Origin of the sequence: Bdellovibrio bacteriovorus, assembly GCF_001592755.1 — a bacterium.
In the GTDB taxonomy this organism is placed as follows: Bacteria; Bdellovibrionota; Bdellovibrionia; order Bdellovibrionales; family Bdellovibrionaceae; genus Bdellovibrio; species Bdellovibrio bacteriovorus_E.
Genome location: NZ_LUKF01000016.1, coordinates 57,513 through 78,763, shown reverse-complemented (window position 1 = coordinate 78,763; position 21,251 = coordinate 57,513). Strand labels below are relative to the sequence as shown.

Below are 21,251 nucleotides of genomic sequence, written 5' to 3'. Positions count from 1 at the left end.
CTTTCAACTGATTTTCATTATGATCGGGCGTTCTTCAAAGAAAGGCAATAACAATGGCTTCGAAAATCGAAACGTCACCAGAAATGGTACAGAACGTTTACAAGAAGACAGCTGAAAGATTGGCTGTAGTTCGCAATCGTTTGAACCGCCCTTTGACATTGGCGGAGAAAATCTTGTTTGGTCACTTGGATGATCCACAAAATCAAGAGTTGGTTCGTGGAGAAAGTTTTCTTCTTCTAAGACCAGACCGTGTAGCGATGCAAGATGCGACAGCGCAAATGGCATTGTTGCAATTTATGCTTGCGGGTAAAGATGAAGCAGCCGTTCCTTCAACTGTTCACTGCGATCACTTAATCCAAGCTTACAAAGGGAAAGACGCTGACATGGCGGCTTCCAATATGTCGAACAAAGAAGTTTTTGAATTCTTGGCGACAACATCTTCTCGTTACAACATCGGCTTCTGGAGACCCGGCGCTGGTATCATTCACCAAGTGATCCTTGAAAACTACGCGTTCCCAGGTGGTTTGATGATCGGTACAGACTCTCACACTCCGAATGCGGGTGGTTTGGGTATGTGTGCGGTCGGCGTGGGTGGTTCTGATGCTTCTGATGTGATGGTCGGACTTCCTTGGGAAGTTAAAAATCCAAAACTTATCGGTGTTCACTTGAAAGGTAAGTTGGGCGGCTGGGCTTCTGCAAAAGACGTGATCTTAAAACTTTGCGGAATGCTGACCGTAAAAGGTGGAACGGATAAAATCGTGGAGTACTTCGGTGAAGGCACTTGTTCCATCTCTTGTACTGGTAAAGCGACGATCACAAACATGGGTGCCGAGTTGGGTGCGACATGTTCTGTATTCCCGTATGACGAGCGCATGGGTGCTTATTTGAAATCCACAGGCCGTGATCAATTGGCGTCTATTGCTGATGCTCACAAAGACATCTTGTCTGCGGATGCGGACGTTGTTGCAAATCCTGGTAAATACTTCGACGAAGTTTACGAAATCGATTTGTCTGCTTTGGAACCACACCTTGTGGGTCCTCACACTCCAGACTTGGCTCGTCCTATCTCTGCGCTTAAAAAAGAAGTGGCAGAAAAAGGTTACACAGCGAAGATCTCTTCAGCCTTGATCGGTTCTTGCACGAACTCTTCTTACGAAGATATCGGTCGCGCCGCTTTCGTAGCAAAACAAGCTATGGATATCGGCGTGAAAATGAATCAACCGTTCTTGGTTTCTCCAGGTTCAACACAAATCCAAAAGACCATTGAGCGTGACGGTCAAATGACGACCTTCAACGAAGTGGGTGCGACGGTTCTTGCGAATGCTTGCGGTCCTTGTATCGGTCAATGGAAACGTGACGACGTGAAATCGGGAGAGAAGAACACGATTGTGACTTCTTTCAACCGTAACTTCCGCGCTCGTAACGATGCGAACCCAGAGACTTTGGCCTTCATCGCTTCTCCAGAGATCGTGATGGCATTGGGTCTTGCGGGTCGTTTGGATTTCAACCCAGCGACAGACGAACTTGAAGGACCAAAAGGTAAAATCAAGTTGCAAGCTCCGGTAGCTCCAGAACTTCCCGCTCAAGGTTTCATCCCTGATACGGAAGGTTACCAAAAACCAGCGGGTGCTCAGGCGCAAGTGGCTGTCAGCCCAACTTCAGAGCGTCTGCAACTTCTTTCTCCATTCACGAAATGGGATGGTAAAGACTTCGTTGATAACTATGTTTTGGCGAAAGCTAAAGGCAAATGTACAACGGATCATATCTCTCCGGGCGGTAAGTGGTTGAACTACCGTGGTCACTTGGACAACATCTCTAACAATATGTTGTTGGGTGCGGATAACGCATTCACGGGTGAAATCGGTAAAGGTCGTAACTTGATGACAGGTCAAGCGGGTGTTGAGTTTGCTCAAGTCGCTCGTTCTTACCAAAAAGCCGGCAAAGGCTGGGTGATCATCGGTGACGAAAACTACGGTGAAGGTTCTTCTCGTGAACATGCGGCGATGTCTCCAAGATTCTTGGGTGCCACGGCGGTTGTGACGAAGTCATTCGCTCGTATCCATGAAACCAACTTGAAAAAACAAGGTGTGTTAGCTTTGACTTTCGTAAATCCAAAAGATTACGACAAGATTCAAGAGGAAGACCTTGTAAGCCTAGTAGATCTTAAAGATCTTGCTCCAGGTAAAAACGTGAAGATGATCCTTAAACACAAGGATGGTTCTTCTGAAGCTATCGAGTTGAAACATACTTACAACGCAGAACAGTTGAAATGGTTCCGCGCGGGAAGTGCGTTGAACTTGATTCGCGGACTTTAATTTAAATCTTTAAGATTTGATTGGGAAAGCCCTCGTCACAAACGAGGGCTTTTTTATTGTCGACAAGGCCACCCTTTGCCGCTAAGACTTTGTGGCATGTTGTCTTATCAAGAGCGCGTTCTAGGAATGTTATGGGGTTTGCACGCAGGGGATTCTTTAGGAGCCCCGTGGGAATTCTTGCCTCCGCAAGCCTCTTGGAACACGAAGACCGAAATCGTCGGCGGTGGAAAATTCAACTGGAAAGCCGGCGAAGCGACGGACGACACGGATTTGATGCTTTGTCTTTTGCGCGCATTAAAGAGCCCCCAAGAAATCTCATTTGATATTCTTAAATCAGAAATGTTGAAGTGGTATGCCAGCAATCCACCGGATATTGGCACCACAACAATCAAAGGACTGCAAAACCTTAAAGACGGTCTGCCGCTCAAAGACTGTGGTTATGTGAATAATGAGTTCCAGGGTAATGGTTCCATCATGCGTGTGGCACCGCTCGCGCTTCTTCATGACACTGCTCATGGGAATTACCAAGATCAAGCTATTCAAGGTCTGCACGAAATCATGGTCACACAAACCAAGATGACTCATGGACATCATCACTGTGTCGATACGGATTTGATTTTTGTTCCCACGGTGAAAGCCGTCCTTGCTGGAAAAAACAAAGCAGAAATTTTTGCTACAGCTTTGAATGAAGCCGAAAAAGTCAGTTCTTTTATTTATGAAAAGCTGAAAACCATCCCGCAAACCGAGTGGAAAGATCTTTCCACTTCTGGATTCTGTGTAGATACATTGTGTGCGGGATTGTGGGCTTTTATGAAATTTGATTCGTTAGAAGACGCTTTGGTTGCGGTCGTCAATCGCGGTGATGATTCGGATTCTTGCGGAGCTGTCGCGGGCGTCTTATGTGGAGCTTATTATGGACCGAAAGCCATTCCTGCGCGTTGGCTTGAAGTTCTGGAATACAAAGAAGAGATTGAAAAACTGTGCGCCGCTTTCTTTAAGAATTGAGAGGAATTTTAGAATGAAGCTGCTTTTATCTTTACTCGTGTTGAGTTTGATCAGTGTCGAGTCTCAGGCATTAAGCTTGGAATACTTTGCTGAAACATCTATTCCCACCGGAACAAAGTTTCAAAAAACCACGATCGGGGGACTGTCTGCGATCAGTTTTAATAACGGAACTTTGACGGCTCTTTCAGATGACAAGGGTCGCGCCGGGGACCCACGCTTTTACGAATTTGATCTTGCGATCACTTCCGACAAAAAAGTGACGCTGACACCGAAGGCTGTTCGTTTTGTGACGGGCCTTCCTATGGATGGCGATCGTAAAGCCATGTTAGATCCAGAAGGACTTGTCCGTCTGTCATCGGGTGATTTAGTTATTTCTTCAGAAGGCAATAGCGATGCAAAACCTCGCGCGATGCCACGTATTTTTAGAACGTCACCTGAAGGTCTTTGGAAATCTGATTTTCCAATGCCAGATAAATTTCTTCCCGAAGCGACAGGTGTAGAGACCAAAGGCATTCAAGGAAACCTGGCCTTTGAAAGTTTGACGACCTGGAATGACGGTCAGTACGTTTTCACGACGACGGAAGCCGCTTTGACTCAAGATCTTGTGACTGGCAAAGAAGCTGATGGGGACACCGTTCGCATTCTGAAATTTGAAGATCAAAAAGAAAAGGGATATGCGCCCATCGCGGAATACGCTTATCACATCGACGCCTTCAATGTACTTCCTGCAGGTAAAGAAGTGATGAGAGGAGTTTCTGAAATGCTTGCTCTTTCAGAAACTAAAATGCTGGTGATGGAAAGAGGCGTGCGCGTACTTGGTCCTAAGAAATGGGCACAAACAGTCGCTATCTATTTGGCAGATTTATCAAAAGCGCAAAGTGTTCATGAGTCATCAAAACTTGAAGCGGGGACGTTTCAGCCGGTCGATAAAGTGAAGCTCGTCGACTTTGAAACCGATCTTGTTCAAGTGCGCGGTGAAAAGGTCATTCAAAACTATGAGGCCATGGCGTGGGGACCAAATCTTCCCGATGGCCGTCGCAGCCTTTTAGTGATGGTCGATAATAACTTTTCAAAAGCCGAACTGACAGAGTTCATTGTTTTTGCCGTAGATGGTGAATAATCTCTGAGTGTCTCATTCTGAGACGCTCATTTGGTCTTTAAATTGCTTTTAAGATCTTCGACAGCTGAAGGTCGATCTAAAGGGAGCTCGCACGGGCGCGCGCCTTTTTTCGCCCAACAGGTGTCGAACTTAGGAGCAGTCCATGAAAAAAGCATTCTTAACAATCACTGTGATTTCAGCCGTATTCACTTTAGCCGCTTGTGCGAAAAAGGATTCAGAATACGCAGCGAAAATGCGTCAAAAAAATGCCGGCGCACAAGTAGGTCAAACGGCGACGAATCACAAAGATGGCGTTCCTAAGAACGAAAAGAAAATAGCAACGAATCTTTGCGAAAAGCCGAAAGAAACTGTCTGCGCGGTTCAAGAGGCTCCGATCGCGGAAACGATTCGCAAAGAAGGTCGCGAAAAAGCCCTGACTCAGCTTAAAAAAGAATTCCCGCAATTGTCGGCTGAATTCAAAGGAACCAGTGAAGAATTTCAAGCAGGAAAGCTGTATAAGGAAGAACTGCGCTTTTTACATTTATCAGACGCGGCCTATCGCATGATCTACGACTATGACAAGGACATCCAAGAAACCAAAGCCCTTGTTCAAAAGCTTTACGCTGAACACATTCAAGCAAGCACACTTTCGGATGAAGAAAAAAAGCGTCAGATAAGTGTGATCAATTCCACAGATGTGATGTCCATCTCCCAAATTATTGAAACGACTTATCCAGGCAAAAACGCAATGACCATTCTTGCGACAAGCAACTGTGAAGGGGATGGTCTAGGTTTAAGAGCTCATTCGTCGCTTCTTCCGGGAGCTTCCGCGGGAGTGATCCTCATATGCCCGGGACAGTTTCTTAAGCTAGCAGGTAAGGACAAAGACGATCGTATCACTTCTTTAGTGATGCTCCTTGCGCACGAGATGTATCATCAGCTTCAGTTCCAGGCTCGCGTCGATGTTCAAGATGCCGAGGCATCGAAGTGCCTGCGCAATTCAATGCCCGAGCACGACAATAAATACTTTGAAACTCGCGAACGAGAGGCAATGGCAGATATGACCGCAGGCCGTATTCTAATGGCTCACTTGAAAGCCGTAACAGATCTGAAGACGAAGCAAGACAGGATTTCCTTGGCTATGAACTGGTTATGCCATATTCCGGATGCGCATGAAGGCGACTCTGCGACGCATTTTACCAACGAAGAGCGTATTAAAAACCTCCTCAAAATCAAAGAGGCCGCCATCCTGACATGTGGAGAAGGTCCGCGCTGTTAATTTTTTTGTGAAGCGGTGACCCCTGGACTTTGTTTTTAGGAAAGTTCAGAGCATAATAGGTGATCTCAAAGGAACCTAATGGCTCTGCAACTTTCTTTTAGTGTTAGCGACAAATGTACGACCATCCTGCTTAAAGGCAGTTTGAACGAGTACTCTTCCGCCCTTGATGGGGTTGAAGTGAATCCCAACTTTGATTTGAACATCGATCTTAAAGATCTGCAGGCAATTAACTCTTTAGGTATTCGCAACTTTCACAGTTTCATTCAACGTGTCCGCTGTCAGCGGTTGAAGCTTTTCTATTGCCCTCGCGTGTTTGTGAATCAGATAAATATGGTTGAGGGTTTTCTGCCAGATAAAGCGGAAATCGAAAGCTTCTTTGTACCTTACTTTTCTGAACAAAGCGGTGAAGATGCGCAGGTTCTTTTTACAAAGTTTCTTGAATACAAAAAAGTCAAAGACAAGATTGTTCTCAGTATTCCTGAAATGCAGGATTCCCAGGGAAACCGCATGGACTTAGACGTCTTTAGGGATCAATACTTCCGTTTTTTGGATAAGTACTACTAGGGATTCTTAGTAGCGGGAGTTCGTCTTGAACCTCGGCTGTTTCTGGCCTCTTCGGGCTCGTCATTAAGCGAAATTTTTAGATTGTGTTTGGCAGCGATCTCATCCAATGCATGGGAATGTTGCAGTTCGCGAAGCTTTGTCTGAAACTTTTGGAATTCTGCTGGAGAAAACTTCTTTCTGGAAAAAACGATGGAGTATTCGGTCGGCTCACCCAGTCCCGTGACTTCCACGAGCTTGCTCCGATTTTTTTTAATCCACGTTTTTGCGACGTCGGCATTGGCGTAAGCTAAATCATAGCTGTTATTTTCTACTTTTCTTAAAGTATTAACGACGGTTTTTTCAGGATAAATTTTAAATTTCTTATCCATGTATTCGTGCACCTGTTGAAGACTCACCTCGGTCATTGAAGGAGAAAAAACTCCCACTTTCAACTGGCTAAGAGAATCATAGTCTTTGATTTTCTTAGCAACGGCCGGACGTGCAAAAAACGAATAGCGCGTGTCGAAGACTTTTTCTGAATAATAATAAACGCGTCCCCTTTGCGGAGAAGGGCCTAACGGGCATCCGATATCGGCTTCGCCTTCTTTTAACATTCGCAGCATATTGCGCAAAGGAGCGATTTTAAATTTGCAGTTTTCTTCAGTGGCATCGCAGAGCTTTTTTAAAATATCATAGCAAGCACCCTGAACTCCGGGACCGGCATCGCTATAATAAAAGGGATCAAAATCATGACCGACGATGACATGAGACTGGCCCTTAGCAGAGAGAGCCAGCACCACAGATATTAAAAAGGCTGGCAGAATGATTTTCATGCCCTCAGCATAACTGAAAAGGGATCGCTATTGCTCACTTCATGCTGAAAAACAGCTTCAAAAAAAGTGAGCTAATAATTTTTAAAGAAATATTTTGGACCAATTGTCAGCCAAACATAGAAGGCAAACGAATTAAATACGATGGCCCAGAGCAGTCGATTGCGACTGGTCTTAGTCAAAGGTACTTCCTGGCGTAGGACTCTATAACCCAACACCATCGAATAGAAGTTGCAAAGCAGAGGGATAAAAATACACCCGAGAATCGCATTCCAAAGAGCTTTCTTCGCCATGGCTTGTGTTGTTTCAAGATCATTTTCGTGGACGATCTGAATACGCGGGGGTTCCCGTCGTTCAAGCTCTAAAGAAGCTTCCATATATTCATGTTCGGGGATTTCTAAAGTGAGTTTTCCCAGAAGCTGTCCTAGGTGCGGAGCTACACTGCGGGTCTGCTCATCGCGCACGCGCGGATGAAATCCTTGAGATTCTAAAAACGATTTCACCACTTGCGCTTCAGAAAAATCAGCACAATCCATCAGGAACACGAAATTGGATGTTGAATTGTTCATGTTTAGGATTTTACTTTGTCGTCCCAGACCTGTACACAAGCATTTTTAGAAACTTTGCGTTCTTCAATCCAAGGAAAGACTTGTTTCATTCCATAAAACCCATCCATCCCGGACGTGTAATGAAACTGCTTCACCTGCTTCGTACGTGCATTGAATTTTTTCGGAAATAAAACGGCTTCGGTGGCAATCCTCATCGTATTTTCCCAGATATCTTGTTCAAACGGAGGGGGCTTTGCTCCAGTCCAGAAGGCCTTGTCTTTATTCGAAGGAGGGCAAAGACCGTGGCGAAGGCTTGGATTGTCTTTCCCGTCAATTTTTTTAAGCCATAGTGAAAATTGAGAAGGCGAAGTTACAACCTTTGCCAAAGGAGTTTTAATCGCCGCGTGATCGCCCTTGATAAACTCTGCTTTGCGATGAGTGGCTTCGGCACGATTTATAGAGATCTTAGCGACAGTCATCGGGTAGTGAAGACCGTGCTTATAACAGCGAGCCATCTCGGCATAAAGAGTGCGCGCTAAAGCATCGACCTCAATCAAATCTTTTTCCGTCATCAAAGTGCCATCTTCTTTTTTAATTTTAGGCACGCCTTGTTTTTTTAATGCCGGAAGCACGTAAGCATCATAAGGATTTCCTCCCGCATACGGCGACGGAGGATTTTTGGGATTGATCACACAAGCGCCGACATACGGAGAAAGTGCCTTTGCCGTATCCGTCACAGAAAGATTCGATAATGACTTTTGTAAAGGCTCTAAACTTTTCTGAATATCTTTCGCCGGAGTTTTCGTGCCCGGAGGACACTCTTCTTTTCCTGTCGCGGCGGTTCCATAGAAAGAACTCTTTTTGGCATTAGTCACGTAAGCCGCATCAATCCAGCCTTGGCCTTCTTGGGTATAAACTTTGCCGTTCACTGTGCGCTTGTAACGGTACTTCACTTGAACATATTCTTCCATTTCAAGTTTACCGGTGTAGGGATCTTCAACCTTCATTTTTTTAACGGGAGAAACGACTTCGATTTGGGCTGAGCTATCGGGCCATGCAACAGATTTACATTTTGCATCACCCGCACAATTTTTCCAGTTCATGCCGGGTTGATTAAATACGGAAACAATCTGACCGTCTTCAAGGTCTAGGAAGGCTTTTCCATTCGCCCACAGGTTGCCGCTCGCAAAGATGAATAAAAACAAAAAGGCAATAAACCGCATAAGTTCTTTATCGATTTATTGCCTGTGAGCTTAAGGATTTTCTGTCTTCATTCTCAAATTAAGACAGAAGTTTTTTATTTAATAAGCGAGGAAACTTCAATCGCTGCTTGGTGGGCGGCTTCAAAGCACGGAGTCATCCAGTTATCTTGGTTCGCGAAGTGAATCACGTCGTGAATAGATGCAGATGCGATCTGCGCCGTTCTTGCGGCAAGAAGACCTTTTGCCGCAACCGGAAGAGCATGTCCCCAACGAGTCATGCGAATACCGTGAATATCATTTTGTGATAAACCCATCGCATTTAATACCGGCTCGATATCGGTTAGATACTTCGCTTTGTATTTGTCATGCGAAGCGGGATTGAACAAGAACTGACGAGCGCCATCGTAAGCGATACCTTGATACAAAGTCAGAACACTGTGCTGTGTTTTTTCTTCCTGAGCCCACGTTCCAAAGCAGATGTCCGTAAAGCTGCGATCGCCACGCTTCATCGGCGTCGGAGAAGGAGGCATCTTTCCCGTTAAGCAGTAAAGCTCATAGCTTGGACTTTGAATCGGTTTTTTCGTGATGATATTGCCGACCAAGTAAGCGCGGTAGGGAAGAAGGTCAATGGTCGTATCCTGTTGCTTCGGCATTTGCGGAAGCAAGCGACGCGCGACAAATTTAGGGCAGGCCATGACGACGTGGTTGGCTTTGATTTTTTTAAGCACACCCATGCCATCCACATAAAGCACCGTGGCTCCGCCGCCTTCGGCTTTCACTCGTAAAACCATGCAGCCTGAACGCAAGGATTCTTTGCCAGCATCTTTACGGATTTGAATAGCCATCTTTTGCGCAACATAAGAGTTCCCGCCTGGATATGCTAAAAGAGCTCCGGTCTCAGAACTGATAAAGCCCAAGTATTGGAAGGCAGAAAGTTCATCGATGGAACCGCAGAAAGAACTCCAGCCATAAAGCTGCATGTACTCTTTGATATGCGGATGGATATTCGGGAATTCTTTATCGACCCATTGTTCCGCCGTCATTTGGTCGTATTCTTTGGCGAAATCACTTTCAAAACCAAAATCCGCTTCGTTGAAGATTTGCTTTAAACGTGCGTGGAATTTTTTGAAATCCGCGTGCGCGTCAGCACTGGCGCCTTCCCAGAAAGGGCGGGCGAATTTTTTATTATAAAACACCGTTGTTTCATCACCCGTTTCGCGACGGGCTTTGTCGTGAATATCAAGTTCACGAAGAAGAATGCCTAACTGAGATTCCGCGTCGGGTTCTGCAAGGTAAGCAGCACCAATGCTGTAGATCGCATCTTTGTACATTTCGCCTTTCGTGTTTCCACCTAAGCGATAGTCTTGTTCAAGAAGTGCGATTTTTTTGTGACGAAGATAATAGGCGCTGGAAAGGCCACCGATACCACCGCCGACAACCACAACATCCAGCTCTTCAGAAACCTTCGGTTCGCCACCTTGTTTTTCGATATAGCCATCAATATTCCAAAGAATGTCGTGCGGACGATCGATATTATCGCCGTTAAAGTCGATGCTTGAAGATTCGTTGTCAGAAAGGCGTGCAATCGGCCAATCGTCAGTCAGATTTTTGGACACCCAAGAAGAACCTTGAGCCAAGGTTTTCGTAGGAAGGGAAGAAAGGGCCGCTAATGTCGCTGTCGTCTTTAAAAAATCACGTCTTTGCATGGCGTCTAAATAAGTTTTCCAACTGAAAATCACAACTAGAGAAGCGGCGGCTTCTCTAGTTGAGAAGTAATTGAAATCCTAGTGCGGCTGTACCACGTCGTTACACGAAGGAACCGTGTAAGATTTTCTAAATAGAAGCTCTTCACGTTCAACGTTGCGGTTTGAAATGCGCTTGTAAACCGGGATCGTCACTGTCAAAGGATACGAGCCATAAACGTCCACATCTTTGCAGATACGTTGATTTGTATTCCAGAAGCAGTCCTCCACCGTGTGAACATAGTCAATCGGAGTCGACAAGTACTCACGTCCGACAACCACGACTTCCATGCGGTCGCCACCGTAGCTGCGTGTTTCTGTGATATCCACAGGCTTTTGGGTGCGCAAACGGTCGCCGTCTTGGCAGACGAACATGTAGTCAATAGAACGGCCCATGTACACCGTCGGTGCCTTCGGGTGAAGGTATTTAGAGCGGTTGATTTCGTCCCACGACATGTCAGCCGAGTAAGCGTGAGCAATCGCAGATGTAGAAAGAATTCCTAAAAATAGTGCGATGATTTTTTTCATACGGTCTCCTTTAAAAGTTGTGATGATGGTTTTATTTCTGTTGCTTGAAAGTTCTCAACTCTGGAACACTGGTTTTTGTTTTATGACTGATCCAACAGATTTCATTTGAGGCCAAAATGATGCTTTGAATCACGAGAAAACTCATGCAACACGGAATCCTTTCGGGTAAGGACTTCGTTCATGAATATTGCGATGCCTGAACTTACCGAAAAGCTCAATAAACCTGAAATCATCAAAAAATCTTGGGTGATCACTCTTTCCGGAACACGCTTTAATATCTTGGATCCAGATCCAGCGGCGGTTCGTATGGAAGACATCGCTTGTGCCTTAGCTCGTCAGGCACGTTTTAACGGTCACACACGTTTTTTCTATAGCGTAGGTCAGCACTCTTGCTTAGGTGCAGAGGTTTCTCCAACAAAAGAAATCGCCTTGCACATGTTGTTTCATGATGCGACAGAAGCTTATGTCGGGGATTTGGTGTCTCCGGTAAAAGCCCTTCTTCCTGATTTTGAAATTATCGAGTCGCGCATTCACTGGGCGATTTCGCAGAAATTCAATTTGGAATTTCCACTTCCTAAAGTGGTAAAGCAAATTGATCGCCGTTTGTTAGCGACGGAAGTTCGCGATCTTATCACGAAGGATCTAGCTTCTTGGAATATCGGGGAGGATGAGCCTTTTGAATTCCCCATCATCCCGTGGCCGCCGGAAGTGACAGAGGCGCGCTTCTTGGAAATAGCTCGCAATCTTATGAAATAAAAAAAGGCATCCCTCGGGATGCCTTTTTAATTTGCTTAAGCAAATTACTTTTGCGCGTTCTTAGGAACTTTAGATTCATCCACCGTGATTTCGATTTCTACACGGCGGTTTTTCGCGCGAGCTTCTTTTGTTTTTCCTGGATCAACCGGATTAGCCGCACCCATACCTACAGCTGTCGCTGTGTTGGCAGGAACACCTGAAGCTACAAGTTGATTACGAACAGCTTCCGCACGTTGTTGAGACAACGGGTTATTCACCATTTGGCTGCCTGTATCGTCAGTGTAACCACGAACTGTCAAAATATTCTCTGGATACTTCTTCATGATCGCCGCCAATTGATTGATGTTTTCTTTGGCTTGCGGTTTTAGGTCTGCTTTACCTGTGTCAAACAAGATATCACTTTTTAGTTTCGTGATAAGGCCTTGCTCAGTTCTTTTAGTCTCAGCAATTTTTGCTAGTTCTTTTTGTTGCTTATCCAAACGGTGACCAACAGCTCCACCAAGACCTGCCCCCAAGGCTGCACCGATCAACGCACCTTCATTGCGACGACCTGTTTGGTGACCAATCACGGCTCCCACAACGGCGCCCACACCCGCACCAATACCAGCACCTTTTGCTGTGTTCGGGTTTTCGTTCGCTGTTGCACAGCCTGTAGCAATCATCGCCACTGCTGTTCCAATTAAAATTAACTTTTTCATGAATGAACTCCTCTAGGGATCTATTATCAAAACAAAGCGGAATGAAGCGCAATATTAGAATCAATGCGTTGGACCTCGCGAAGAAGTTTACCTTACCTAGGGCCTGGATTAGAATTTTGAGGTAGCCCATGGAAAGGGGAATTTATGAGTAAGATTTTAAGCTGTGCTCTTTTAGCACTTACTTTAGTGACGTCTGTGGCTCACGCAGACAACTTGATTGTGGTCAACGGTGTGGCCGAGCGAGGCTTAGACCCGAACCTTGTGAACATCTCGATCAGCGTGTGGGCCAAAGCTCCGGCTGCGAAGCAAGCTCAGCAAATGGCAGCCAGCCAGTTTAAAAACGTAAAGAAAGTCTTTGAAGATTTCAAAATCAAAAAAGAAGACATTCAAACAGACAACTACAGTTTGAACCCGGAATACGAATACGATCAAAAAACGCAGCAAAATAAAATGACCGGCTTCAGAGTGACTCAAAGCCTGCAAGTGACTTTGCGTAAAATTGACGATGCTGGAAATTTCTTGGACGCAATAGTCTCTGACAAGAAAACTCAAACTTCTGGTGTGAATGTTTCTTCTTTGACGTGGGATTCAGACAAAAGAATGCAAGTCGAAACAGCCGCTTTGGGTGACGCCGTTCGCGCCGCGAAGGTAAAAGCGGAAGAAATCGCCAAGGCTGCCGGGGTCAAAATTAAAGCCGTTGGTAAAATCACCAGCAATCAATCTCAATCACCACCGCAACCGTTCTATGCCACTTTCAATAAAGCCATCGCCGAAGCCGCATCCACAGACGTAGCTTCAGGCCAAATCAAAGTCCGCGTAGAAGTCACCGCCGAATACGAAATCAATTAAAAGGTGCCTGCTTCTTTTTTGTCGTGCAGAGCAGTACAAAAAAGAAGCAGGCACTTTCAAAAAAAGAGGAGCGATAAGCTCCTCTTTTTTTTAACCTGGTTCCTTTTTTACACGAAGGGAAGCAGGTACCTATTGGACTGGGAATAAGTACGTCGTGGTCATCGCATTTTTCTCAGTAATCGAGTGGATCTCGTAGATTTCGACGACGGCTTCAGTTTGTTTTAGGTTTTGTTTTAGCATGTAGTCGTTCACACGTGGGTAGACTTTCATGGGGCCGATGCCTGGGGAGCCCGTGAAGACAGCGACAACGTATTTGCGGGCTGGGATTTCGCCGGATTTAAAGTCTTCAGGTAGGTTTGCCGGAACTTCCGCAACGATGCAGCCCACTTTCGAGCGCAGACGTGCTTCTTCCGTTGTTTGTGGATCATCCATGTATTCACCGAAAGTGCGACCACACGGAGCGCCTTGAGAAGCCATGTACTTTTCGACTTTTTCGATCACTTTATTTACTTTGTGATAAGGACCTACGTGCTCAAGGTACACGGTTTTAAAAGGACCCTGTTGTGATTCAGAAATGTCGACGCCCTTCCAAGCTCCCAAGTAGTTCGAGAGGAAAAGACCGAATGAAACCATCGCCACTAGAATGAAAAATAAAATATACTTCATGCTGTTATATCCATTTGATTGAGCAGCCCATAGAGGCCGTTTGTTCTTCAGAAACTTTTTGATCTTGTAATAAGGTTTGCACGGCTTCGTAAAGCTCGCGCTTCGTCACTTTGCTAGCGTCTTTCCAAGAGTCGTCCAGGCGACCACGGTAAGCGAGCTTGTGATTTTTGTCGTATACAAAAAAATCTGGCGTGCACACAGCGCCAAACTTGTGAGCGACTTCTTGAGTTTCATCATAAAGGTAAACGAACGGGTAAGATTTTTCTTCTGCGCGTTTTTTAAGATTCTCAAAAGAGTCTTCAGGATGAGATTTCGCGTCGTTAGAGCAGATGGCGACAACCGACACGTTTTGTTTTTTCAAATCCTGACCTAGTTGAATCAGACGGTCTTCAATGGCTTGAACATACGGACAATGATTGCAAATGAACATCACAACCAAAGGATGTCCCGTCGGGAAATCTTTTAAGGCATAAGTTTTTCCGTCCGTTGCCGGAAGTTTAAACTCAGGACACGCATTTCCTAAATCGGGGAACGGAGTGAATGTCAAAGCCATGATTTCCTCCTAAAGATTCGTCCAACTGATTTTTTTATCGCCAATAAGCAGACTGCCATCGGCTTCCATACCCGTGTACTTTTCTTTCAGCAAAGGATGCTGATTCAAAGCTGTCAGCAAAGAAAGCTGGTCTGTCGGACTTAAGGCCTCGTCACAGTGAGAAACCGCGTCTGTTAATTCAAACAACAAACGGTCCAAGAAGGCCATATAGTCTTGGCCCAAGAGCGGAGCCCCCTGAGGCAAGGATTCAATCAGGCTTGTCGCCGTCTCAACCTCTTCAGGAGACGCCGTGATATTAAAACCAAGGCCAATGATCAAACGCACGTCACTTCCTTGAACCAGGCTTTCTAAAAGAATGCCGGCCACTTTTTTATCGCCGATGTAAATGTCATTTGGAGCTTTTAAGTTCCAAGGTAAAAACGGCCACGTCGTCGAACACGCGCGGTAGACCGCTAGACCCACCAAGCACGATGTCGTCGGTTGAGGTTTAATCCCCAAAAGGAAAGACCATGAACTTAACAAAGCACTTCCGTGATGGGCATCAAGCCAAGTGTTTTTTCCGCGGCCACGACCGGCCGTTTGGTGATCTGTCACGTAAAGACACAAAGACTCTTCCAGAAGATTTTCTTCAAAGGCTTCTTCTTTAGCTAGCGTGTTTGTGCTGTCTTGTTGTGTTTTGTAAGAGACATACAAGTGATTGCTTTCCGCCCACTGTGATGTCACTTGTCCAATACGGATGTCTGCTAAAGGTGTATCCACTATTCCTCCCAATGGAAGATAAGGCTGACGTCCGCGCATGGTGCTGAGTGAGTCAGTGCACCGACAGAAATGAAGTTCACGCCGATTTCAGCCACAGAACGCACGCGTTCTAAATTCATGTTGCCGCTAGCTTCCGTTTCAACTTCAGCGGGAATCATAGTTAAAGCTTTTTTCAAAGTCTCGTTATCCATATTGTCTAAAAGAAGACGTTGCACATTCAGGCCAACAGCTTCTTTCACTTCTTCCAAAGTACGGGCTTCCACTTCGATTGGAAGTTGAGAGTGTTCACGCACGCGATTCACCGCCGCCGTGATTCCACCCATCACAGAGATGTGATTGTCTTTGATTAAAATTGCCGTACTTAAATTCATGCGGTGATTCACGCCACCGCCATGAACTACCGCGCGCTTTTCCAGTTCGCGGAAAGCCGGTGTCGTTTTACGAGTATCCAGGATTTTAGTTTTAGTTCCGGCAATTTGTTTCACAAAACGGCGAGTGTGGGTGGCAATTCCAGAAAGGTGACCCAAGAAGTTTAAAGCCACGCGTTCGGCTTTCAAGATTTGCACTAAGTCACCTTCGATCGTGCAGATGATTTGATTTTTTAAAATCTCATCGCCTTCTTCGAAATGCCATTTCACGCGGGCACTGGGTTCTAAGGCTTGCATGGATTGTTCAAAAGCCATAGCGCCCGAAAGAACAATGTCTTCCTTCGCTTTCAAGCGAGCACGGCCCATGCGTGGTTTAAGTGCTAAAGATTCAGTAGTGACATCGCCTTGAGGCATGTCTTCTTTGATGGCAGCGCGGATGAGCTCCAACAGTGTCATAGCAGTCGACCTCTTTCAAAAGCACCAGGCTTTGAAAAAGGCTGATGCTTAAATAGATTTCTCGGTTTCGCGTAGGATTTTATTGATCTCTTCGCGGATGATTCTTTCCGCGATTTCTGGAAGGACTTTCCAGCAGATGGATTCAATCACTTCGCGAGCTTCCTCACGAATAACCTTTTCCATCATATTGCCGTTTAAGTCTACTTTGGATTGAGAATTGGGCTGAGCATTAGAAGGTGCCGCTTTTTGTGGCCCCTTCGACAATGTTTCCATCATCTGCTCTTTCACTGATTTTTCAACTTTGTTGATAAAAGAATCAGACTCTAAAGGAATCTTCGTCTTTGTCTGTGCTGCGGGCTTTTCAAAGCTGATTTCTTCGAAATCACCGGCAACTTCAATATGAGCTTGCGACAGTTCATCATCCTGCGGGATGACAAATTTAGAGGCAAAATCGTTATTTTCATTCTCAGGCAAATTGATTTTAAATTTCGTCAAATCCTGATGAGCCCAGCCACCTTCGTCATGCTCATCCGCCATTTTTGGATTCGTCAATGGAACTGAAGAAAATTCTTCGTCGTTCAACTCCAAAGGATTCACATCTGGATTTTCAATTTCAGGAATGTGATCGAATTCGTTTTCGCCAGCTTCAGGAATTGCATAGATATTGCCGCTTTTTGAAGACGTGACTTCTGCGACCTGCTGTTCTTGAGGGGTCGAAGGAGTTTCTTCAAACTCTGGCATATCTGGGAACGCCAAGAAATTGCTGATAGGATTGGACTTCGTTTTTTGCACTAAATCTGTGACGATAGAGCGCAAAAGATCTGCATCGAAGGGCTTTTCCAAGCGGCGATCGGCTTGGCATTGCGTGGCTTTGGCTTCGTCGATTTCCATGAAACCACTCCACATCAACACAACAGGGATGTGGGCTGTTTCAGAGTCGTTCTTAAGATCAGAACAAACTTCGTAACCCGAACGCTTTGTCAAAAGTACGTCGGCAAACACAATGTCGGGTTTGAAGCTTTTGGTGACGGCTAATACATCAAGTCCCACGGGTACGGCCTTCACTTCGACACCGAAGTCAGACAATGCCAGTTGCATTACTTTTTTGATTGTGGAACTCTCATCTGCAAGCAAGACGCGTAAAGCCATATGGAAAGTAGAATAGGAAAACCGGGAGTAGTCAAGTGAACAGAATCGACAGATACACAACATGGCTGTTTTGGGGATATTTCCTGGGTGGTCTTTTGGTGTTTTTGACGATCTTCACCGCTGTCGACGCCATGTCTACGATGGTGAATTATAAGAATGTGGCTCCCTCGGCACTCTTAAATTACTATCTGTATTCGTTCCCTGAAATCATTTCGAAGCTTCTTCCTGTTGCCTGTTTGTTGGGCACAATCTTGACGCTTTCAAGTTTGAATAAAGCAAATGAACTCGTTGCGTTATTTGCAAGCGGAATGAGTCTTCTGCGAATTTCCACGCCGATCCTGATTTGCGTGATCTTTATTTCTGTTCTGGGTTATTACGCTTCGGATCGCCTGATTCCAAAAGCGACAAAAGAAAAGAACTACATTCTTTACTACGATCTAAAAAAAGAGCCGCACCGTTTTTCTACCATCAAAACTGATAAGATCTGGTACCGCTCTAAAAATTCAATCTTCAATATTCAAACCTTGAATGCCAAAGGAGACCGCGCTCAAGGTTTGACGATGTACTTCTTTAACGATGCTTGGGATCTGGTGCAGATGATCACGTCTCGCGAAGTCATCATTCAGGGGTCGCAGTGGCTGCTCGAAAATGGGGCTGTGACGGTCTTTACTAAAAACTCCAGCTTTCCGTTAACGACGCAATTTAAAAAGAAAAACATCGTTATGGCCGAGGACTCCAAAGACTTGCAAAGCGCGGGTCAAACGGCCGATATGATGTCGCAGGCAGAGCTGAAGCACTTTATCGAAAAGAATAAAAACGCGGGGCTAGATACGGTGGCCTATGAGGTCGACTATCACGCCAAGGTCAGTTTTGCCTTTGCGGGCCTTGTGATGTGTCTTTTAGGCATCCCTTTCAGCGTCGGTAGAGCCCGTTCAGGCGGTACAATGCTGAATGTCGGGATCTGCTTAGGCCTGGTTTTCGCTTATTACGTCTTCTATTCGTCCGGAATCACTTTAGGGCAGCACGGGACTTTGCCTCCCTATGTGGCTTCATGGATGCCCAACATTGTCATGACGGTCGTGGCCTTGGTCCTTCTCAAAAGGCTGAAACGCTGATATAATGGGGCCTCTCGGAGGTTCCTATGATCATGAAAATCCTCACATTTCCAGATCCGAAATTGCGTGAAGTTTCTAAACCTGTCACGGAGTTTGGTCCTGAGCTAAAAAAGCTTTCCGAGGATATGATCGAAACTATGTACGACGCGAATGGCATCGGGCTTGCGGCTCCGCAAGTGGGTGAGTTGGTGCGTATGGTTGTTATCGACACTCGCCCTAAAGATGATAAAGGTCGTCGTTATAAGTACGAAGACATGACGGATCTTGAAAAAGCCGTTCCTCAACCCTTGATTTTGATCAACCCAGAAATCGTTAAAGGCGAAGGCAAAACAACTTTCGACGAAGGTTGCTTGTCTATCCCTGGTTATTACGAAACTGTGGAGCGCTACAACTATATCGAAATGAAAGCCTTCGATTTGAATGGCAAAGAGTTCATTGTGAAAACCGATGGTCTTCTTGCGATCTGCATGCAGCATGAGCTTGATCACTTAGAGGGAACTCTTTTCGTCGATCACTTGAGTTTCGTTAAAGGAAACAAAATTAAAAACCAAATCAAAAAATACGGCTACCCTGTGAAAGACAAAGATAAAGCGGCGGACGCCGGCAGTGCTGGAGCGGATGCGAAAGCTGGAGCAGGACCAGGCAAAGAAAAGTTGGAAGTGTGAGTAAGGTCCGCGTCTGTTTTCTTGGAACCCCTGAATTTGCCGTGACCTCTTTGCAAGCTCTTCTGAAGGATGAGCACTTTGAGGTCGTCGGAGTTGTCACTCAACCCGATCGTCCCGCAGGACGTAAATTGCAACTGACACCAAGCCCGGTGAAGGTTTTAGCTCAAGAACATAATTTGAAAGTTATTTCTCCCGAGTCTTTAAAGGCCGACGCGGCTGCGGTTGCAGAAATCGCAAGCTGGGGAGCTGAAGTCGGCGTCGTTGTCGCCTTTGGACAAATTCTTACGCAAAGTTTTTTGGATTCATTTCGATTTGGCTGTGTGAATGTTCACGGCTCTGTTCTTCCGCGCTGGCGGGGGGCGGCTCCGATTCAACGCGCGATCGAAGCAGGGGATCTTGAAAGTGGCGTGACATTGCAAAAGATGGTGAAGAAGCTCGATGCTGGCGACATCATTGGTATTCGTCGCGTGAAAATCACTCCCGAAATGAACGCTTTAGAACTTCACGACAAGCTTGCTGAATTGGGCGCAGATCTTTTGCGTGTCGAGTTGATGGACTATGTGCGCGGAAACTTGGCGCCGACGCCGCAAGATGAATCGCAAGTCACCATTGCTAAAAAAATTGAAAAGCATGAATCACAAGTAGACTGGAATCTTTCTGCCAAAGCGATTGATGGAAAAATCCGTGGTTTCGTTTATGGGCCGGGAGTTTTCACTTTGCTTCAAGGCAAAAAGTTAAAGCTACATAAAGCGATTCCCGTGAGTGGTTCGGTGAGTGCGGAACCGGGAAGCATTACGACAATCAACGCGGATCACTTGTCCGTCGCGACAGGTGATGGCATTTTAAAAATATACGAAGTGCAACCAGAGTCTCGCAATCGCATGAAGGTTGCAGATTTCCTAAAAGGTCATGATCTTAAAGTAGGAGACAAGCTCGGTGTCTAAAATGGTCGCTCCCTCCATTCTGTCGGCGGATTTTGCAAATCTTGAAAAAGAAATCAAGGCCGTTGCCGAGGCGGGCGCAGACTGGATTCACGTGGATGTGATGGACGGGCGCTTTGTTCCTAATATCACAATCGGGATTCCTGTTGTTAAGTCTTTAAAGAAAGTGTCACCACTTCCCTTGGATGTTCACTTGATGATCGAAGAACCTGAACGCTACGTCGAAGATTTTATCAAAGCGGGCAGTGATTATTTAACGATTCATGTGGAAGCTACAAAAGATCCTGCGGCGGTTCTTCGTCGTATTCGTGAGTTGGGTGCTAAACCCGGCATTACTTTGCGACCTAAAACTTCGTTAGCGACCGTTCTGCCACTTTTGCCTTTATGTGACTTGGTGCTAGTGATGACTGTCGAGCCCGGTTTTGGTGGACAGTCTTTCATGCACGATCAAATCGAAAAAATTTCGAAGCTGCGCCAAGAAATCAAAACGAAAAATTTGAATTGTCTGATTGAAGTCGATGGTGGCATCAACGCCGAAACCGCAAAGCTTTGTCATGAGGCTGACGTGTTTGTAGCGGGCAGTTATGTTTTCAGTAAAGACTATAAGACGGCGATTGCGGCTTTAAAGTAACTTCCTTATCGCGGCCGAAAAAATAGCGCTGTTAAATCGTGATTTTATAAGTTCACAAATGGCGATCCATTTTCTAAGTAAACAGCCCCTTTCTTTTCTTCCATCGCAATCAGACTGTGCCCCACGCGTTTTGCCACCGAAGGCGTCAGAAGCGTTAGCGCGTTTTCAATGTCGACAAATTTGTGATCGCGAAGTTCATACGGATCTAAGCGAATGCTTTGCGCTTGCGTTTCCGTCAGCTCTTTGGCGGTAAAAAGAAATTGGATGTATTCGCCTTTGACGTCTTTGTTTGAAATATAATCGACAGAAATAAGATCGCGGGGATCAATGGCGATCGACAGCTCTTCGCGGACTTCGCGATGCAATCCTTCTAGCGGAGACTCTTCTCCTTCGACAGTGCCGCCAGGCAAAATCCATCCTGGATTATAAGTTGGCTGCACTATTAACAGTTCGCCTTTATAGAAGAGTAAAACTCCCACGCCAATACGCTTTTTGGACAGGGAAGCATAGAACTCTTTGTCATCCTTGAAGGTTCGTAACATAAGCGTTTCCTC

Annotated in this window: 23 protein-coding genes; 11 read left to right on the top strand and 12 right to left on the bottom strand. The window is 45.7% G+C overall.

Going from position 1 to position 21,251, the window contains the following annotated elements; translation table 11 throughout:
- Positions 1–53: 53 nt before the first annotated feature.
- From AZI85_RS10060 to AZI85_RS10040, 5 genes are all read left to right on the top strand, one after another.
- Positions 54–2,315, top strand: coding sequence for an aconitate hydratase (locus tag AZI85_RS10060; RefSeq protein WP_063243956.1), 2,262 nt, complete (start codon positions 54–56; stop codon positions 2,313–2,315).
- Positions 2,316–2,411: 96 nt separating this feature from the next.
- A complete protein-coding gene (locus AZI85_RS10055; RefSeq protein ID WP_063243955.1) occupies positions 2,412–3,320 on the top strand; it encodes an ADP-ribosylglycohydrolase family protein in 909 nt (302 codons plus the stop codon).
- A 13-nt stretch (positions 3,321–3,333) separates the two neighbouring features.
- Positions 3,334–4,440, top strand: coding sequence for an esterase-like activity of phytase family protein (locus AZI85_RS10050; protein ID WP_063243954.1), 1,107 nt, complete (start codon positions 3,334–3,336; stop codon positions 4,438–4,440).
- 142 nt (positions 4,441–4,582) lie between these two features.
- Positions 4,583–5,698 (top strand): hypothetical protein, encoded by a 1,116-nt coding sequence (locus AZI85_RS10045; protein WP_063243953.1) that lies wholly within the window; start codon positions 4,583–4,585, stop codon positions 5,696–5,698.
- A 78-nt stretch (positions 5,699–5,776) separates the two neighbouring features.
- Positions 5,777–6,262, top strand: a complete 486-nt coding sequence (locus tag AZI85_RS10040) for a hypothetical protein (protein ID WP_063243952.1) — start codon at positions 5,777–5,779, stop codon at positions 6,260–6,262.
- Here the strand turns inward: AZI85_RS10040 and AZI85_RS10035 are convergent.
- The 5 genes from AZI85_RS10035 to AZI85_RS10015 form a co-directional block, all read right to left on the bottom strand.
- Positions 6,259–7,074 carry a substrate-binding periplasmic protein gene (locus AZI85_RS10035; protein WP_063243951.1) on the bottom strand — a complete coding sequence of 272 codons (816 nt, stop codon included), beginning with the start codon at positions 7,072–7,074 and terminating at the stop codon, positions 6,259–6,261. The two genes, AZI85_RS10040 and AZI85_RS10035, sit on opposite strands and share 4 nt — an antisense overlap.
- 71 nt (positions 7,075–7,145) lie before the next feature.
- Positions 7,146–7,640, bottom strand: coding sequence for a hypothetical protein (locus AZI85_RS10030; RefSeq protein WP_063243950.1), 495 nt, complete (start codon positions 7,638–7,640; stop codon positions 7,146–7,148).
- 2 nt (positions 7,641–7,642) lie between these two features.
- Complete coding sequence (locus AZI85_RS10025; protein ID WP_063243949.1) at positions 7,643–8,842, bottom strand: hypothetical protein; 1,200 nt, start codon at positions 8,840–8,842, stop codon at positions 7,643–7,645.
- Between the two features lie 74 nt (positions 8,843–8,916).
- A complete protein-coding gene (locus tag AZI85_RS10020) occupies positions 8,917–10,527 on the bottom strand; it encodes an FAD-dependent oxidoreductase (protein WP_063244335.1) in 1,611 nt (536 codons plus the stop codon).
- Between the two features lie 78 nt (positions 10,528–10,605).
- Positions 10,606–11,091, bottom strand: a complete 486-nt coding sequence (locus AZI85_RS10015; RefSeq protein ID WP_063243948.1) for a hypothetical protein — start codon at positions 11,089–11,091, stop codon at positions 10,606–10,608.
- Positions 11,092–11,271: 180 nt separating this feature from the next.
- Between AZI85_RS10015 and AZI85_RS10010 the strand changes: the two genes are divergently transcribed.
- Positions 11,272–11,847, top strand: a complete 576-nt coding sequence (locus tag AZI85_RS10010; protein ID WP_063243947.1) for a hypothetical protein — start codon at positions 11,272–11,274, stop codon at positions 11,845–11,847.
- 44 nt (positions 11,848–11,891) lie between these two features.
- Here the strand turns inward: AZI85_RS10010 and AZI85_RS10005 are convergent, their stop codons facing one another.
- Entirely contained in the window at positions 11,892–12,545 is a 654-nt protein-coding gene (locus AZI85_RS10005) for an OmpA family protein (protein WP_063243946.1), read from the bottom strand.
- A gap of 144 nt (positions 12,546–12,689) precedes the next feature.
- On the opposite strand from AZI85_RS10005, the gene AZI85_RS10000 reads away from it, so the two are divergent.
- Entirely contained in the window at positions 12,690–13,394 is a 705-nt protein-coding gene (locus AZI85_RS10000) for an SIMPL domain-containing protein (RefSeq protein WP_063243945.1), read from the top strand.
- Between the two features lie 129 nt (positions 13,395–13,523).
- Here AZI85_RS10000 and AZI85_RS09995 read toward each other — a convergent pair whose 3' ends face one another.
- Genes AZI85_RS09995 through AZI85_RS09975 form a run of 5 tightly spaced genes read right to left on the bottom strand, consistent with a single transcriptional unit; the run spans position 13,524 to position 17,345 of the window.
- Entirely contained in the window at positions 13,524–14,060 is a 537-nt protein-coding gene (locus AZI85_RS09995; RefSeq protein ID WP_063243944.1) for an AraC family transcriptional regulator, read from the bottom strand.
- Positions 14,061–14,064: 4 nt separating this feature from the next.
- Positions 14,065–14,613 (bottom strand): thioredoxin family protein, encoded by a 549-nt coding sequence (locus tag AZI85_RS09990; RefSeq protein ID WP_063243943.1) that lies wholly within the window; start codon positions 14,611–14,613, stop codon positions 14,065–14,067.
- Positions 14,614–14,622: 9 nt separating this feature from the next.
- Complete coding sequence (locus tag AZI85_RS09985) at positions 14,623–15,372, bottom strand: biotin--[acetyl-CoA-carboxylase] ligase (protein WP_253720941.1); 750 nt, start codon at positions 15,370–15,372, stop codon at positions 14,623–14,625.
- Positions 15,372–16,196, bottom strand: coding sequence for a carboxylating nicotinate-nucleotide diphosphorylase (gene nadC, locus AZI85_RS09980; RefSeq protein ID WP_063243941.1), 825 nt, complete (start codon positions 16,194–16,196; stop codon positions 15,372–15,374). The genes AZI85_RS09985 and nadC overlap by 1 nt, the downstream gene beginning before the upstream one ends.
- A 48-nt stretch (positions 16,197–16,244) precedes the next feature.
- Positions 16,245–17,345, bottom strand: coding sequence for a response regulator (locus AZI85_RS09975; RefSeq protein WP_081110974.1), 1,101 nt, complete (start codon positions 17,343–17,345; stop codon positions 16,245–16,247).
- Between the two features lie 35 nt (positions 17,346–17,380).
- Here AZI85_RS09975 and lptG point away from each other — a divergent pair, with 35 nt between their 5' ends.
- From lptG to rpe, 4 genes are read left to right on the top strand one after another with little or no spacing between them, the layout of a single operon-like run.
- Positions 17,381–18,460, top strand: coding sequence for an LPS export ABC transporter permease LptG (lptG, locus tag AZI85_RS09970; RefSeq protein ID WP_063243939.1), 1,080 nt, complete (start codon positions 17,381–17,383; stop codon positions 18,458–18,460).
- A 26-nt stretch (positions 18,461–18,486) separates the two neighbouring features.
- The gene (def, locus tag AZI85_RS09965) at positions 18,487–19,125 is read left to right on the top strand and encodes a peptide deformylase (protein ID WP_063243938.1); all 639 of its coding nucleotides are present in this window, start codon (positions 18,487–18,489) and stop codon (positions 19,123–19,125) included.
- Positions 19,122–20,069, top strand: a complete 948-nt coding sequence (gene fmt / locus AZI85_RS09960) for a methionyl-tRNA formyltransferase (RefSeq protein WP_063243937.1) — start codon at positions 19,122–19,124, stop codon at positions 20,067–20,069. Before def ends, fmt begins: the two co-directional genes overlap by 4 nt.
- Before the next feature lies 1 nt (position 20,070).
- The gene (rpe, locus tag AZI85_RS09955) at positions 20,071–20,697 is read left to right on the top strand and encodes a ribulose-phosphate 3-epimerase (protein ID WP_063243936.1); all 627 of its coding nucleotides are present in this window, start codon (positions 20,071–20,073) and stop codon (positions 20,695–20,697) included.
- Positions 20,698–20,741: 44 nt separating this feature from the next.
- Here the strand turns inward: rpe and AZI85_RS09950 are convergent, their stop codons facing one another.
- Positions 20,742–21,239 (bottom strand): NUDIX domain-containing protein, encoded by a 498-nt coding sequence (locus tag AZI85_RS09950; RefSeq protein WP_063243935.1) that lies wholly within the window; start codon positions 21,237–21,239, stop codon positions 20,742–20,744.
- Between the last annotated feature and the right edge of the window lie 12 nt (positions 21,240–21,251).